Genomic DNA, 13,837 nt, shown 5'->3' with positions numbered 1-13,837 from the left:
CGTTGCGGGGCCCAGTGCCCTACTGCCTTACTGGGCAGTAAACTTACTCGCGCGTAAGGAGAAATCAATGCCTCGCCCCGGATCGGGGCCCGGTAGTCAGCCGCTCAGGCCACGTTCACCCGCTGGCCGGGCGGCGCCGCCTCCAGCCAGGCGAGGAAGCCCGTCAGCGCGTCCTCGCTCATCGCCAGCTCCACCCGCGTGCCCCGCCAGGCGCACCCCAGCACCATCTGGTCGGAGAGCAGCGCCAGCTCCTCCTCGCCGCTCGGCAGCCGGCGGTCCAGCACCTCGATGCCGTTGCGCTCCATCGTCCGGCGCGGCCGGGGCGCGTAGGAGAAGATCCGGAACCAGTCGACACGGTCCCCGTTGTACCGCGCGACGCCGTAGATCCAGCCCTTGCCGCCCGGGTCCTTGCTCTCCTCCTCGGAGACGTCCCAGCGCAGCGAACAGTCGAAAGTGCCGCCGGAGCGCTGGATCAGCCTGCGCCGCAGCCCGAACACGAACAACCCCATCAGCACCAGCAGCAGGACCGCGCCGCACAGCAGCATCGCGAGGACCATCTTCACCGACCTCCTCGCCGTGTCTCATGCTGCGAAACCGTACCCCGCACCTGTATGGCTTCAGCCGCGGACCGCCCTGGAGGATTCCAGTGCGGTCCGCGGCTGAGGGTTGTCTCCTCGTGTCCCTGCGTCAGTGGGCACCCGTCACCGCGCGCAGCCGGACATCCGCGCGCCGTTCCGCCGCGGCGTCCGTGTCCGCCTTGGCCCTCTCCAGCGCACGCTCCGCGCGCTGGACGTCGATCTCGTCGGACAGCTCCGCGATCTCCGCGAGCAGTGAGAGCTTGTCGTCCGCGAAGGAGATGAAGCCGCCGTGCACGGCGGCGACAACGGTGCCCGTACCGCTCTCACCCGTCGTACGGATGGTGATCGAGCCCGACTCCAGCACACCGAGCAGAGGCTGGTGGCCGGGCATGACGCCGATATCACCCGAGGTGGTCCGCGCGACGACCAGGCTGGCCTCGCCCGACCAGACCTTGCGGTCTGCGGCGACCAACTCGACGTGCAGCTCAGCCACAGTGGCTCCTCAAGACTGGGGTGGTAAGAGAATAGGGGGTACGGGCGGGGGCGGGCGAAATGACCCGCCCCCACCCGTGGAAGCCCGGGTCAGGAGACGCCGAGTCCCTTTGCGTTGGCCTTGAGGTCTTCCAGGCCGCCGCACATGAAGAACGCCTGCTCAGGGAAGTGGTCGTAGTCGCCGTCCGCGATCGCGTTGAACGCGGCGATCGACTCGTCCAGCGGTACGTCCGACCCGTCGAGACCGGTGAACTGCTTCGCCGCGTGGGTGTTCTGCGACAGGAAGCGCTCGATACGGCGGGCGCGGTTGACGACCAGCTTGTCCTCTTCGCCGAGCTCGTCCATACCGAGAATGGCGATGATGTCCTGGAGGTCCTTGTACTTCTGCAGGATCCCCTTGACGCGCGAAGCGCAGTCGTAGTGGTCCTGCGAGATGTAGCGCGGGTCCAGAATCCGGGACGTCGAGTCCAGCGGGTCGACCGCCGGGTAGATGCCCTTCTCGGAGATCGGACGCGAAAGCACCGTCGTGGCGTCGAGGTGCGCGAAGGTGGTGGCCGGGGCCGGGTCGGTCAGGTCGTCCGCAGGCACGTAGATCGCCTGCATCGAGGTGATCGAGTGGCCACGGGTCGAGGTGATGCGCTCCTGGAGCACACCCATCTCGTCCGCCAGGTTCGGCTGGTAACCCACCGCGGAGGGCATCCGGCCGAGCAGGGTGGAGACCTCGGAACCGGCCTGGGTGAAGCGGAAGATGTTGTCGATGAAGAACAGCACGTCCTGCTTCTGCACATCGCGGAAGTACTCCGCCATGGTCAGACCGGCCAGCGCGACCCGCAGACGGGTGCCCGGCGGCTCATCCATCTGGCCGAAGACCAGCGCGGTCTGGGGGAGAACGCCGGACTCGGCCATCTCCTCGATCAGGTCGTTGCCCTCACGGGTGCGCTCACCGACACCGGCGAACACGGAAACGCCCTCGTGCAGCTTCGCCACACGCATGATCATTTCCTGGATGAGGACCGTCTTGCCGACGCCCGCACCGCCGAACAGGCCGATCTTGCCGCCCTTGACGTACGGGGTCAGCAGGTCGACGACCTTCAGGCCGGTCTCGAACATCTCGGTCTTGGACTCGAGCTGGTCGAAGGCCGGAGCCTTGCGGTGGATCGGCCAGCGCTCGGTGACCTCCGCCTCGGCCTCCGGCTCGTTCAGGATGCGGCCCAGGGTGTTGAACACCCGGCCCTTGGTGACATCGCCGACGGGCACCGTGATGCCCTTGCCGGTGTTCGTCACCACGGCCTGGCGCACCAGGCCGTCGCTCGGCTCCATGCCGATCGCCCGGACGACGCCCTCACCGAGGTGCTGGGCGACCTCCATGGTCAGGATCTTCTTCTTGCCGGCCTCGGTCGGGTCGGCAACCTCGACGGTCAGTGCGTTGTAGATCTCCGGCATGTCGTCGACGGGGAACTCCACGTCGACGACCGGGCCGATGACCCGCGCCACACGGCCCGTCGCTTTGACGACCTCTGGGGCCGTCTCAACAGAGGTGGTCATTTTATCGGTCACTCCCCGCAGAAGCGTCGGCCAGGGCGCTCGCGCCACCGACGATCTCGCTGATTTCCTGGGTGATGTCGGCCTGTCGGGCCGCGTTGGCAAGCCGCGTGAGCGTCTTGATGAGCTCGTCGGCGTTGTCGGTCGCCGACTTCATCGCACGCCGCGTGGCCGCGTGCTTGGAGGCGGCGGACTGGAGCAGTGCGTTGTAGACACGGCTCTCCACATAGCGCGGCAGCAGCGCGTCGAGCACGTCGTCGGCGGACGGTTCGAAGTCGAAGAGCGGAAGGATCTCCGGCTTGCCCTTCGAGCCCTCGGCCGGCTCCTCCGTCGACTTGTCGAAGGACAGCGGCAGAATCCGGTTGTCGACCGGCTGCTGCGTCATCATCGAGAGGAACTCGGTGTAGACGATGTACAGCTCGTCCACACCACCCTCGGCGGTGTCTGCCTTGACGGACTCGATCAGCGGCGCGGACACCGCCTTCGCGTCCCCGTACGACGGGCTGTCGGTGAACCCCGTCCAGAACTCCTGGACCGGGCGCTCCCGGAAGCCGTAGTACGCCACGCCCTTGCGGCCGACGACGTAGTGCAGGATCTCCTTGCCCTCACCGGCGAGCCGGTTGGTCAGCTGCTCCGACGCCTTGATGGCGTTGGAGTTGTAGCCGCCGGCCAGACCGCGGTCGCTGGTGATCAGCAGCACCGCGGCCCGCCGAGGCTGCTCCACCTCGGTGGTCAGCGAGTGCTTGGTGTTCGATCCCGTCGCCACCGCGGTGACCGCACGGGTGAGTTCGGTCGCATACGGCTCGGAGGCCGCCACCCTGCGCTGCGCCTTGACGATGCGCGAGGCGGCGATCATCTCCATCGCCTTGGTGATCTTCTTGGTCGCAGTGACGGACTTGATCCGCCGCTTGTAGACCCGGGTCTGGGCACCCATGCTCAGCCCTCGCCCAGGAGCTTGCCGTCCGCGGTCTCGAACTGCTTCTTGAAGGAGTCCACCGCGTCGGCGAGCGACTGCATCGTGTCGTCGGACATCTTGCCGCCCTCGACGATGCTGGTCAGCAGGGACTGGTGCTCACGGTGCAGGAAGTCCAGCATCTCCCGCTCGAAGCGCCGGATGTCCGCGACCGGGACATCGTCCATCTTGCCGGTGGTACCGGCCCAGATGGAGACGATCTCGTCCGCGGTGGCGTACGGGGCGTACTGGCTCTGCTTCAGCAGCTCGACCATCCGCTGCCCACGGGCCAGAGAGGCCTTCGAGGTGTCGTCCAGGTCCGAACCGAAGGCGGCGAACGCCTCCAGCTCACGGAACTGCGCGAGGTCCACGCGGAGCCGCCCGGAGACCTGGCGCATGGCCCGGTGCTGGGCCGAACCGCCGACACGGGAGACCGAGATACCGACGTTCAGCGCCGGGCGCTGGCCCGCGTTGAACAGGTCGGACTCCAGGAAGCACTGGCCGTCGGTGATGGAGATGACGTTCGTCGGAATGAACGCCGAGACGTCGTTGGCCTTCGTCTCCACGATCGGCAGGCCGGTCATCGAGCCCTTGCCCAGCTTGTCGGAGAGCTTCGCGCAGCGCTCCAGCAGCCGGGAGTGCAGGTAGAAGACGTCGCCCGGGTACGCCTCACGGCCCGGCGGGCGGCGCAGCAGCAGGGAGACCGCGCGGTAGGCGTCGGCCTGCTTGGAGAGGTCGTCAAAGATGATCAGTACGTGCTTGCCCTGGTACATCCAGTGCTGGCCGATGGCCGAGCCGGTGTAGGGCGCGAGGTACTTGAAGCCCGCCGGGTCGGACGCCGGAGCGGCGACGATCGTCGTGTACTCCAGGGCACCCGCCTCCTCCAGCGCACCGCGTACGGACGCGATGGTGGAGCCCTTCTGGCCGATGGCGACATAGATGCAGCGGACCTGCTTGTCCGGGTCGCCGGACTGCCAGTTGGCGCGCTGGTTGATGATCGTGTCGATACCGAGCGCGGTCTTGCCGGTCTGACGGTCACCGATGATCAGCTGACGCTGACCTCGGCCGATCGGGGTCATCGCGTCGACGGCCTTGTAGCCCGTCTCCATCGGCTCATGCACCGACTTGCGGTCCATGACCGTGGGTGCCTGCAACTCGAGGGCACGGGTGGCGTCGGACTCGATCTCGCCGAGCCCGTCGATCGGCTTGCCCAGCGGGTCCACGACGCGGCCGAGGTAGCCCTCGCCGACCGGGACCGACAGCACCTCACCGGTGCGCTGCACCGGCTGGCCCTCTTCGATACCGCTGAACTCCCCGAGGACCACCGCGCCGATCTCGCGCTCTTCGAGGTTGAGTGCGAGGCCGAGAGTGCCGTCCTCGAACTTCAGCAGTTCGTTCGCCATGGCCGAGGGAAGACCCTCGACCTTTGCGATGCCGTCGCCGGCAACGCTGACCGTCCCGACCTCTTCGCGCGAGGCCGCGTCCGGCGTGTACGACTGGACAAAGTTCTCCAGCGCGTCCCGGATCTCATCCGGCCGGATCGTGAGCTCCGCCATCTGGGTTCCCTGCTCTCCTTGTTGGGCCCGTAAGTTACTTCGGGTTCTGGGGTGTGCCCAGAAGGTCCCTTGATACGGCCCAACCCGGGCCGCCGATCATGCTTGTTGAGTTGGTCTTGTGCGGCCACGCCGCAGGCTCGCTGCTCGTCCTGTCCGTCAGCCGGCCATCCGTCGCTGTGCCTCTTCGAGGCGGTCGGCGATGGAGCCGTTGATGACCTCGTCGCCGATGCGCACCGCGATCCCGCCGAGGACCGAGGGGTCCACGTCGAGGTTCAGATGCACCTCGCGCCCGTACAGCGTGGCCAGTGCCGCGCCGAGGCGCCGCTTCTGCTGCTCGCTAAGCGGCACCGCGGAGGTGACGACCGCGACCGAACGGTCACGGCGGTCCGCCGCCAGTTTGGAGAGGGCTTCGAGCCCTCCCTCAAGGCTACGTCCTCGCGGCGCACTGACCAGACGGGTCAGCAGCCGCTCGGTGGCGGGCCGCGCCCGGCCGCCGAGCAGCGTGTGCAGCAGCTCCTTCTGGGCCGAGACCTTCGCCGTACGGCTGGTCAGCGCCGCGCGCAGGTCAGGCGAGGACGCCACTGTCCGGCCGAACCGGAACACCTCGTCCTCCACCTCACCGAGCGTGCCGTCGCGCTCGGCCGAGATGAGGTCCGCGGTGTCCGCCAGCTCCTCGATCGAGTCCACCAGGTCGCGGGACCGCGACCAGCGGGCCCGCACCATGCCGGACACCAGGTCGGTGACCTCGCCGCCGACCTGGCCGCCCAGCAGGCGGCCGATCAGCTCGGCCTTGGCCTCGCCCGGCTGCGCCGGGTCGGTGAGGACCCGGCGCAGGGACACCTCGCGGTCGAGCAGCGTGGTGACCGAGGCCAGCTCCTCGGCGAGGGCACCCGCGTCGACGGACGTCGCGTCCGTGAGCGCGTTCAGCCGCTCACGCGCGGCGGCCAGTGCCTCGCGGCTCGCGCCGTTCATCGGGCAGCCTCAGCCCTCGACGCGCCGTCCTCGAGTCCGTCGAGGAAGCGGTCGATCGTACGGCTCTGCCGCGCGTGGTCCTCAAGCGACTCACCCACGAGCTTGCCGGCCAGCTCGGTGGCAAGCGTGCCCACGTCCTGGCGCAGGACCTGGGTGGCCTGCTTGCGGTCGGCCTCGATCTGGGCGTGACCGGCAGCGATGATGTCCTCACGCTGCCGCTGACCCTCCGCGCGCATCTCGGCGATCAGCTCGGCACCGCGCTGCTCGGCCTCGCTGCGCATCCGCGCCGCCTCGTGCCGTGCCTCGGCGAGCTTCTCCTTGTACTGCTCAAGGGTCTGCTGGGCTTCGAGCTTGGCCGCGTCGGCCTGCTCGATGCCGCCCTCGATCGCCTCCCGGCGCTCGTCCAGAACCTTGTTGATGTTCGGGAGGAGCTTCTTCCAGAGGAAGAAGAAGACGATGCCGAAGGCGATCAGGCCGATGACGAGCTCGGGGATCGGCGGGACGAGCGGGTTCTGCTCTTCCTCTGCCAAATGCATCAGAGCGTTCACATCAGTGCCTTCCGTTGAAAAGGTCCGTCAACCGGCACTGATCACTTGCCGTACACGAACGGCAGGACGATGCCGATCAGAGCGAGGGCCTCACAGAAGGCGAAACCCAGGATCTGGTTCTGACGGATCAGGCCGGCCGCCTCGGGCTGACGGGCCAGGGCCTGCGTGCCGTTACCGAAGACGATGCCGACGCCGATACCGGGGCCGATGGCGGCGAGGCCGTAGCCAATGGAACCGAGCGAGCCGGAGACCTCGGCAGCGAGGTTCATCATGTCTGCATTCCTTTGCTGTGAACTGGCCGGTGGGGGTTGGCCACCGGACAACTGTGGGGCTGGACGAGGCCGCTCAGTGGTGCTCGGCGAGCGCGCCCTGGATGTAGGTACAGGTCAGGAGGACGAAGACGTACGCCTGGACCGCCTGGATGAAGAGCTCGAAGGCGGTCATCACGACGGCCATCAAGAACGAGACGCCCGCGTAGGCGATGCCCACACCATTGAGCAGGTACCAGCTGGCGATGGTGAACATCACGATCAGCAGGTGCCCGGCGAACATGTTGGCGAACAGCCGCACCGCGTGGGTGAAGGGCCGAACCAGCAGGTTCGAGAAGAACTCGATGGTCATGGCGAGCGGCAGCACCGGGCCGAGTGACTTGTCGTAGCCCGTGAAGTTCTTGAAGGCGCCGACGAAGCCGTGCCTCTTGAAGGTCAGCGAGACCCAGAGGACGTACACCATGATCGCGAGGCCGGCGGGGAAGGCGATGATGGAGGTGACCGGGAACTGTGCCAGCGGGATCACTGACCAGAGGTTCATGATCCAGACGAAGAAGAACAGCGAGACGATGAGCGGAACGTACTTCTCGCCCTCCTTCTTGCCGAGCGTCTCGTAGACAACACCGCGGCGGATGAAGTCGTAGCCTGCCTCGCCGACCATCTGTACCTTGCCGGGCACGACCTTCGGCTTGGCGAACGCCGCCCAGAAGAACCAGACGATGAGCACGGAGCCCAGCAGTGCCAGCAGCATCGCCTTGTTGAACTCGAAGCCGCCGACGGTGAACATCGGCTTGAAGACAAAGGAGTGGAGCCCTGGGGCCGGGAAGCCGCAACCGTCAAAGATGTGGCAATCGGTCTCGAAGGCAAGCGTCTGGTCAGCACTCACCGCGAGCTCCTTCTGCATGGCGCATGGATACGGCTACCTCGATGTGTCGGCGCGGCGCACGGCCGCGGAACGGCACTGGACTGGTCTGGCGAATGTGGTGACGGCGGCCGATCAGCGAGCGGAGCTGTCGGTCCCACACCGTGGAACACGGCGTGTCAGCCGTCTGCACCTGCTGCGCCGCAGTTGAAACCGGACGATAGCAGTTGGCCGGACCCGGCTCTCCCCCGGCCCCGCCGATCATGAATTGGCCCCCGTCGCAGCGGCCTTGACCTGCGCGTCGGACTTCTCGTCCGTGCCGGCGGCGGGGGTGGGGGAGGACTCGGGCTCCACGTAAAGGATCTTCGCCTTCATGTGAGCCCTGGCCTGTGCGGCGATCCATACGAGCGTGGCTCCCAGCAGGCTGAGGCCGAACGCCTGGGTGTTGAACAGCGTGGTGTCCTTGAACACGGCCAGGACGACTGCGAGCAACAGAATCTGGGTCGTATACAGCAACAGGCCCATTGCCTGGAAAAGGTGCGGAAAGGACTTCGCGACCTTCTGCAGCGCAAAGAGCCCCATACCCATGAAGAGGATCACGACAACTGAGCCCGCCGCAGCGCCGATCGCCCCCTTGCCACCCGCGAGGGCGGCGCTCACAGCGGCGCCGACGGCGCCCGCGAGAGCGGTCGGAACGGCGGAATAAAGCAGCATGCGAGCATCGTTCGGCTGCATGGGAACTCCGGGGAGTCGGGGGCGTCTTGTCGTCGCTGACGAGCGTATCCCCGGCATTGCGGACATTCTGCTGGAGAACGTCTCACCCGCCGAAGGACCGTCGCACTGCGCCCCTTCGACCTGATCACCGGGTCTCGTGAACGCTATCACAAACTATTTGATGAGGTCTTTACCAAGTTTATGTGCTGCCCGTCACACGGCTGAGCATGACGGGTGAGCCCAACTCACGAGGTTCGCTATGCCTGTTATGGGCGGCGGTGCCCCCACCCTGCCGGGTGGTGCGCCCCGCCGACCTCTCATACTACGAGCGCGTGTCGATCTTGCGGCGGCGGGTGAACCGCTGGCGGTCGCCGATCGCCGTGGAGCCGTGCAGCCCCGCGAGCGCGGGCTCCCGCTCCGGCTCGGCGGCGCCTGTCTTCCCGTCCGCCTGCACCGCGGCAGCTCCGGCCTCGCCCAGGGCGGCCTCCCCCTGCGCGGCGGCCACCGCGACGGGGACAGCCCCGCCTGCTCCGGTTCCGGCCTTCCCGGCGGCCTCGGCCGCCGCGTCCCGCGCGCCCAGCCGGTACCGGGGCGGCACCAGCGCGGACGCCCAGCCCGGCACCCGCGGCGTGAAACGCGGCAGCAACAGCACCACCAGGCCGATCGAGCTCAGCAGCACCACGGCCAGCACGATCACCAGGCTGGAGGACTCCACGGAGAAGGCGACCGCGCCGAACGCGAACAGCGCCGACCAGAAGTACATGATCAGCACCGCGCGGCTGTGCGAGTGCCCGATCTCCAGCAGACGGTGGTGCAGATGCCCGCGGTCCGCCGCGAACGGCGACTGGCCGTTCCAGGTCCGCCGCACGATCGCCAGCACCAGGTCCGCCACCGGCACGGCGATGATCGTCAACGGCAGCACCAGCGGCATGTACAGGGGCACCATCGTGTGCACCGCGGAGCGCTCGGATCCCGCGTGCTGCACCATCAGGTCCGGGTCCACCTGGCCGGTGATCGACACCGCTCCGGCGGCCAGCACCAGGCCGATCAGCATGGATCCGGAGTCGCCCATGAAGATCCGGGCGGGGTGCATGTTGTGCGGCAGGAAGCCCAGGCACATGCCCATCAGGATGGCCGCGAAGAGCGTCGCCGGAGCGGCGGCCTCGATGCCGTACCCGTACCAGATGCGGTAGGCGTACATGAAGAACGCCGCGGCGGCGATGCAGACCATGCCGGAGGCGAGGCCGTCCAGGCCGTCCACGAAATTGACCGCGTTGATGGTGATCACGACGAGCGCGACGGTGAGCAGCGTCCCCTGGAGCGGCGTCAGCGCGACATTGCCGACACCCGGCACCGGCAGCCACAGGATGGTCAGCCCCTGGAGCACCATCACGCCGGCGGCGATCATCTGGCCGCCGAGTTTGACGAGCGCGTCGACGCCCCACTTGTCGTCCAGGACGCCGAGCAGCCAGATCAGCCCGGCGCCGGAGAGCAGCGCGCGAGGTTCATCGGAAAGGATGAACACCTCGCCGATGTTGGTGAGTTGTGAGGCGGTGATCAGCCCCGCGCACAGGCCGCCGAACATCGCGATGCCGCCGAGCCTCGGCGTCGGTTCCCGGTGCACGTCGCGCGCGCGGATCTGGGGCATGGCACCCGCCGCGATGGCGAACTTCCGCACCGGCCCTGTCAGCAGATAAGTGACCGCCGCCGCGACGCACAGGGTCAGCAGATATTCACGCACGGGCTCCCCAGTGTTCTCGCCGGCTGCTCAGGACCACACACTAAGACACCCGCGCAGCCGATTCGGTTGTACATATGCCTCTTACATGCGCGCCGGTACACCGGTGAGGGCGGTCACCACCGGGTCCAGCGCCTCGCTGATCTCGTCTCCCACACTCCGGAAGTACGGGATCGGAGCACCATAGGGATCATAGATCTCATCGGCCTCCGGGTTCGGCGCGAGCAGCCAGCCGCGCAGCGCCGCCGCCGCCTGCACCAGCGCACCGGCGCGCTCGACCACGCTCACCGCCGTACGGGGGGCGGGCAGCGTCGCCGGGTCTATCGCCCGCACCAACCGGGTGAACTCCTTCAGCGTGAACGTGCGCAGCCCGGCGGAGTGGCCCATCGAGATGACCTGCGCCCGGTGGTCCCGGGTCGCGGTCAGCACCAGGTCGGCGCGGATCACATGCTCGTCCAGCAGCTCGCGGGCGAGAAAGCCGCCCGGGTCGGCGCCGTACTCGTGGAGCACCGCAGCCGCGTGTTCCTCCATGGGCGCACCCTCGTGACCCCAGGTGCCAGCGCTCTCCACCACGATGCCGCCGCTGCGCGTGTTTCCGAGCCGGTCCGCGAGGGCGTACCGGTTCAGCCGCTCGGTGAGCGGCGAGCGGCAGACGTTGCCGGTGGAGACGTGGAGGATCCGGAAGACGCCGGGTCCGTGCGGTGCGGCCGGTACCGGTATGCCACGCCCTTCGGGCGGGGTCAACTGCCCACCTCGAGGTCCGGTACGACCTTGCGCAGCTCCTCCGCGCTCAGCGCGCCGGCCCGCAGCAGCACCGGCACCTCTCCCGTCACATCGACGATCGAGGAGGGCGCGGTGTCCGGGGTCGGGCCGCCGTCCAGATACACCGAGACGGATTCGCCGAGCATCTCCTGGGCCGCGTCGCAGTCCTGCGGGGCGGGGTGACCGCTCAGGTTCGCGGACGAGACGGCCATCGGGCCGAACTCCGTGAGCAGCTCCAGGGCGACCGGGTGCAGCGGCATCCGTACGGCGACGGTGCCCCTGGTCTCCCCCAGGTCCCAGGTCAGTGAGGGCTGATGTTTCGCGACGATCGTGAGCGCACCGGGCCAGAAGGCGTCGACCAGCTCCCAGGCCCTCTCGGAGAAGTCGGTGACCAGCCCGTGCAGGGTGTTGGGCGAGCCGACGAGGACGGGCGAGGGCATACCGCGCCCGCGTCCCTTGGCCTCCAGCAGTTCGCCGACGGCCTCCACGCTGAAGGCGTCCGCGCCGATGCCGTAGACGGTGTCCGTCGGCATCACGACGAGCTCGCGGCGGCGCACGGCCGAGGCGGCCTCGCGCAGACCCGTCCTGCGGTCGGTCGCGTCGGTGCAGTCGTAACGGCGTGCCATCAGTTTCCTTTCCCCGAGCTGGCTGCGAAGTCTGCCGCAATCCCCGTACTGCCCGCTTCACAGCGGCGGTCAGGGCTTGACCGCTCTTCGGACGCCGGGCTGACGGCGTCGCCCCCGTGACGCCAGGAACCTCCGGGGCGTAGCACCAGGGCTGCGCGGCGTAGCACTAGGGCACCTCCCTGCGGGCTGAGCAGAAACGGGGACGGTTGTTCAGGTCTGCGTGATCCGCGGCGTCCGCCCAGCCACGGTCCTCGGTGAAGATCCACGGCACTTGCCCGCCCTGGGTGTCGGCGTGCTCGATGACCACGACACCGCCGGGCCGCAGCAGGCGCTGTGCCGCGCGCTCCAGGCCGCGGATGGTGTCGAGGCCGTCCTCGCCGGAGAACAGCGCGAGCTCGGGGTCGTGGTCGCGTGCCTCCGGTGCCACATACTCCCATTCCGTGAGCGGGATGTAGGGCGGGTTGGAGACGACGAGGTCGACCTGGCCGTCGAGTGTGGGAAGGGCGGTCAGCGCGTCGCCGCGGTGCAGGGTGACCCGGGAGCCCTCGACGTTGCGCAGTGCCCAGCCGTACGCCCCCTCGTCCAGCTCGACGGCGTGCACCCGGGAGCGCGGGACCTCCTGCGCCAGCGCGAGCGCGATGGCGCCCGAGCCGGTGCACAGGTCGACGATCAGGGGCTCCGCGACATCCATCGCGCGTACCGCGTCTATCGCCCAGCCGACAACCGACTCCGTCTCGGGCCGGGGCACGAAGACGCCGGGGCCCACCTGGAGTTCGAGATAGCGGAAGAAGGCCCGCCCGGTGATGTGCTGCAGCGGTTCGCGCGCCTCACGCCGGGCGACGGCCTCCCAGTAGCGCGCGTCGAAGTCCGCGTCGGCGACGCGGTGCAGTTCGCCGCGCTTGACGTCGTGCACGAACGCCGCCAGTTCCTCCGCGTCGAAGCGCGGTGACGGCACGCCGGCGTCAGCCAGCCGCTGGGTGGCCTGGGCCACCTCGGCAAGCAGCACCGTCTGGGAGTACGGCCCGCGGCGGAGCCGCTGAGGGTCGTTGTGCCCCCCGGGAGTTGGCTGCACTTGTGGGGTCCTCCACCCGTTCCTTGCGCACACTCACTGCGAAGCTGCGAGCTTCGCGGCCGAGTCCGCGTCGACACATGCCTGGATCACCGGATCCAGTTCACCGTCGAGCACCTGGTCCAAGTTGTACGCCTTGAAACCGACCCGGTGGTCGGAGATCCGATTCTCCGGAAAGTTGTACGTCCGGATCCGCTCCGACCGGTCCACCGTACGCACCTGGCTGCGGCGGGCGTCGGACGCCTCTTTCTCGGCCTCCTCCTGCGCTGCCGCGAGCATCCGGGCCCGCAGGATGCGCAGGGCCTGCTCCTTGTTCTGGAGCTGGCTCTTCTCGTTCTGGCAGGAGACGACGATACCGGTGGGCTCGTGGGTGATCCGCACGGCGGAGTCGGTGGTGTTGACCGACTGGCCGCCCGGCCCGGAGGAGCGGTAGACGTCGATCCGCAGGTCATTGGGGTTGACCTCGACGTCGACGTCCTCCGCCTCGGGCAGCACCAGGACACCGGCGGCCGAGGTGTGGATGCGGCCCTGCGACTCCGTCGCGGGCACCCGCTGGACGCGGTGCACCCCGCCCTCGTACTTGAGCCGGGCCCATACGCCCTGGCCGGGCTCGGCGCTGTCGCCTCCGGGACTCCTCCGCGCCTTGACGGCGATCTGGACGTCCTTGTAGCCGCCGAGGTCCGATTCGTTGGACTGGATCAGCTCGGTCTTCCATCCGATGCGCTCCGCGTACCGCAAATACATCCGCAGCAGGTCGCCCGCGAAGAGCGCGGACTCGTCGCCGCCCTCGCCTGCCTTGACCTCGAGGATGACGTCCTTGTCGTCGCTCGGATCGCGCGGGACCAGCAGCAGCCGGAGGCGCTCGGTGAGCTGCTCACGGCGTGCCTCCTGCTCCTTGACCTCGGCGGCGAACTCCGCGGCGTACTCCGGGTCGTCGGCGGCCAGTTCGCGGGCGGTGGCGATGTCGTCACCGGTCTGCTTCCAGGCCAGATAGGTGGAGACGATCGGCGTCAGCTCCGCGTAGCGCTTGTTGAGCCTGCGGGCGCCTGCCTGGTCGGCGTGGATCGCCGGGTCGGCGAGCTGCTTCTCGAGGTCGGCATGCTCGCCGATCAGTTCCTCGACCGCCTCGAACATCGTGTGTTTCCTTGTCTGGAAGG

At 68.3% G+C, this 13,837-nt stretch carries 15 protein-coding genes; all 15 read right to left on the bottom strand.

From position 1 onward, the window contains the following. Nucleotides 1-104 precede the first annotated feature (104 nt). Nucleotides 105-557: a DUF2550 domain-containing protein gene (locus tag LHJ74_RS21260; RefSeq protein ID WP_260219948.1), complete on the bottom strand. Its 453-nt coding sequence runs from the start codon at nucleotides 555-557 to the stop codon at nucleotides 105-107. A gap of 130 nt (nucleotides 558-687) precedes the next feature. After that, complete coding sequence (locus LHJ74_RS21255) at nucleotides 688-1,071, bottom strand: F0F1 ATP synthase subunit epsilon (protein ID WP_260219717.1); 384 nt, start codon at nucleotides 1,069-1,071, stop codon at nucleotides 688-690. An 89-nt stretch (nucleotides 1,072-1,160) separates the two neighbouring features. Continuing rightward, nucleotides 1,161-2,615: a F0F1 ATP synthase subunit beta gene (atpD, locus tag LHJ74_RS21250; RefSeq protein ID WP_260219716.1), complete on the bottom strand. Its 1,455-nt coding sequence runs from the start codon at nucleotides 2,613-2,615 to the stop codon at nucleotides 1,161-1,163. A gap of 1 nt (nucleotide 2,616) precedes the next feature. Further along, complete coding sequence (locus LHJ74_RS21245; protein WP_260219715.1) at nucleotides 2,617-3,546, bottom strand: F0F1 ATP synthase subunit gamma; 930 nt, start codon at nucleotides 3,544-3,546, stop codon at nucleotides 2,617-2,619. A 2-nt stretch (nucleotides 3,547-3,548) separates the two neighbouring features. Then, on the bottom strand, nucleotides 3,549-5,120 hold the full coding sequence (gene atpA, locus LHJ74_RS21240; protein WP_260219714.1) for a F0F1 ATP synthase subunit alpha: 1,572 nt from the start codon (nucleotides 5,118-5,120) through the stop codon (nucleotides 3,549-3,551). A 156-nt stretch (nucleotides 5,121-5,276) separates the two neighbouring features. Continuing rightward, nucleotides 5,277-6,092 carry a F0F1 ATP synthase subunit delta gene (locus tag LHJ74_RS21235; protein WP_260219713.1) on the bottom strand — a complete coding sequence of 272 codons (816 nt, stop codon included), beginning with the start codon at nucleotides 6,090-6,092 and terminating at the stop codon, nucleotides 5,277-5,279. Then, the gene (locus LHJ74_RS21230) at nucleotides 6,089-6,628 is read right to left on the bottom strand and encodes a F0F1 ATP synthase subunit B (RefSeq protein ID WP_260219712.1); all 540 of its coding nucleotides are present in this window, start codon (nucleotides 6,626-6,628) and stop codon (nucleotides 6,089-6,091) included. The genes LHJ74_RS21235 and LHJ74_RS21230 overlap by 4 nt, the downstream gene beginning before the upstream one ends. Nucleotides 6,629-6,681: 53 nt before the next feature. Further along, nucleotides 6,682-6,912, bottom strand: a complete 231-nt coding sequence (gene atpE / locus LHJ74_RS21225; protein WP_260219711.1) for an ATP synthase F0 subunit C — start codon at nucleotides 6,910-6,912, stop codon at nucleotides 6,682-6,684. Between the two features lie 73 nt (nucleotides 6,913-6,985). Beyond that, entirely contained in the window at nucleotides 6,986-7,795 is an 810-nt protein-coding gene (atpB, locus tag LHJ74_RS21220) for a F0F1 ATP synthase subunit A (RefSeq protein WP_260219710.1), read from the bottom strand. Nucleotides 7,796-8,032: 237 nt separating this feature from the next. After that, the gene (locus LHJ74_RS21215) at nucleotides 8,033-8,506 is read right to left on the bottom strand and encodes a Cg1360 family ATP-synthase-associated protein (RefSeq protein ID WP_260219709.1); all 474 of its coding nucleotides are present in this window, start codon (nucleotides 8,504-8,506) and stop codon (nucleotides 8,033-8,035) included. Between the two features lie 301 nt (nucleotides 8,507-8,807). After that, on the bottom strand, nucleotides 8,808-10,226 hold the full coding sequence (locus LHJ74_RS21210) for an MraY family glycosyltransferase (RefSeq protein WP_260219708.1): 1,419 nt from the start codon (nucleotides 10,224-10,226) through the stop codon (nucleotides 8,808-8,810). Nucleotides 10,227-10,307: 81 nt separating this feature from the next. Then, nucleotides 10,308-10,967, bottom strand: a complete 660-nt coding sequence (locus LHJ74_RS21205; RefSeq protein ID WP_260219707.1) for an arsenate reductase/protein-tyrosine-phosphatase family protein — start codon at nucleotides 10,965-10,967, stop codon at nucleotides 10,308-10,310. Next, a complete protein-coding gene (locus LHJ74_RS21200) occupies nucleotides 10,964-11,611 on the bottom strand; it encodes an L-threonylcarbamoyladenylate synthase (protein WP_260219706.1) in 648 nt (215 codons plus the stop codon). The genes LHJ74_RS21205 and LHJ74_RS21200 overlap by 4 nt, the downstream gene beginning before the upstream one ends. Before the next feature lie 166 nt (nucleotides 11,612-11,777). Beyond that, nucleotides 11,778-12,617, bottom strand: coding sequence for a peptide chain release factor N(5)-glutamine methyltransferase (gene prmC / locus LHJ74_RS21195; protein ID WP_260219947.1), 840 nt, complete (start codon nucleotides 12,615-12,617; stop codon nucleotides 11,778-11,780). A 99-nt stretch (nucleotides 12,618-12,716) separates the two neighbouring features. Beyond that, nucleotides 12,717-13,814, bottom strand: a complete 1,098-nt coding sequence (gene prfA, locus LHJ74_RS21190) for a peptide chain release factor 1 (RefSeq protein WP_260219705.1) — start codon at nucleotides 13,812-13,814, stop codon at nucleotides 12,717-12,719. Nucleotides 13,815-13,837 lie beyond the last annotated feature (23 nt).

It is taken from the genome of Streptomyces gossypii, assembly GCF_025165795.1.
Taxonomy (GTDB): Bacteria; Actinomycetota; Actinomycetes; order Streptomycetales; family Streptomycetaceae; genus Streptomyces; species Streptomyces gossypii.
The sequence above is the reverse complement of the archived record's forward strand: the minus strand, read 5'-3'. Positions and strand labels throughout refer to the sequence as shown.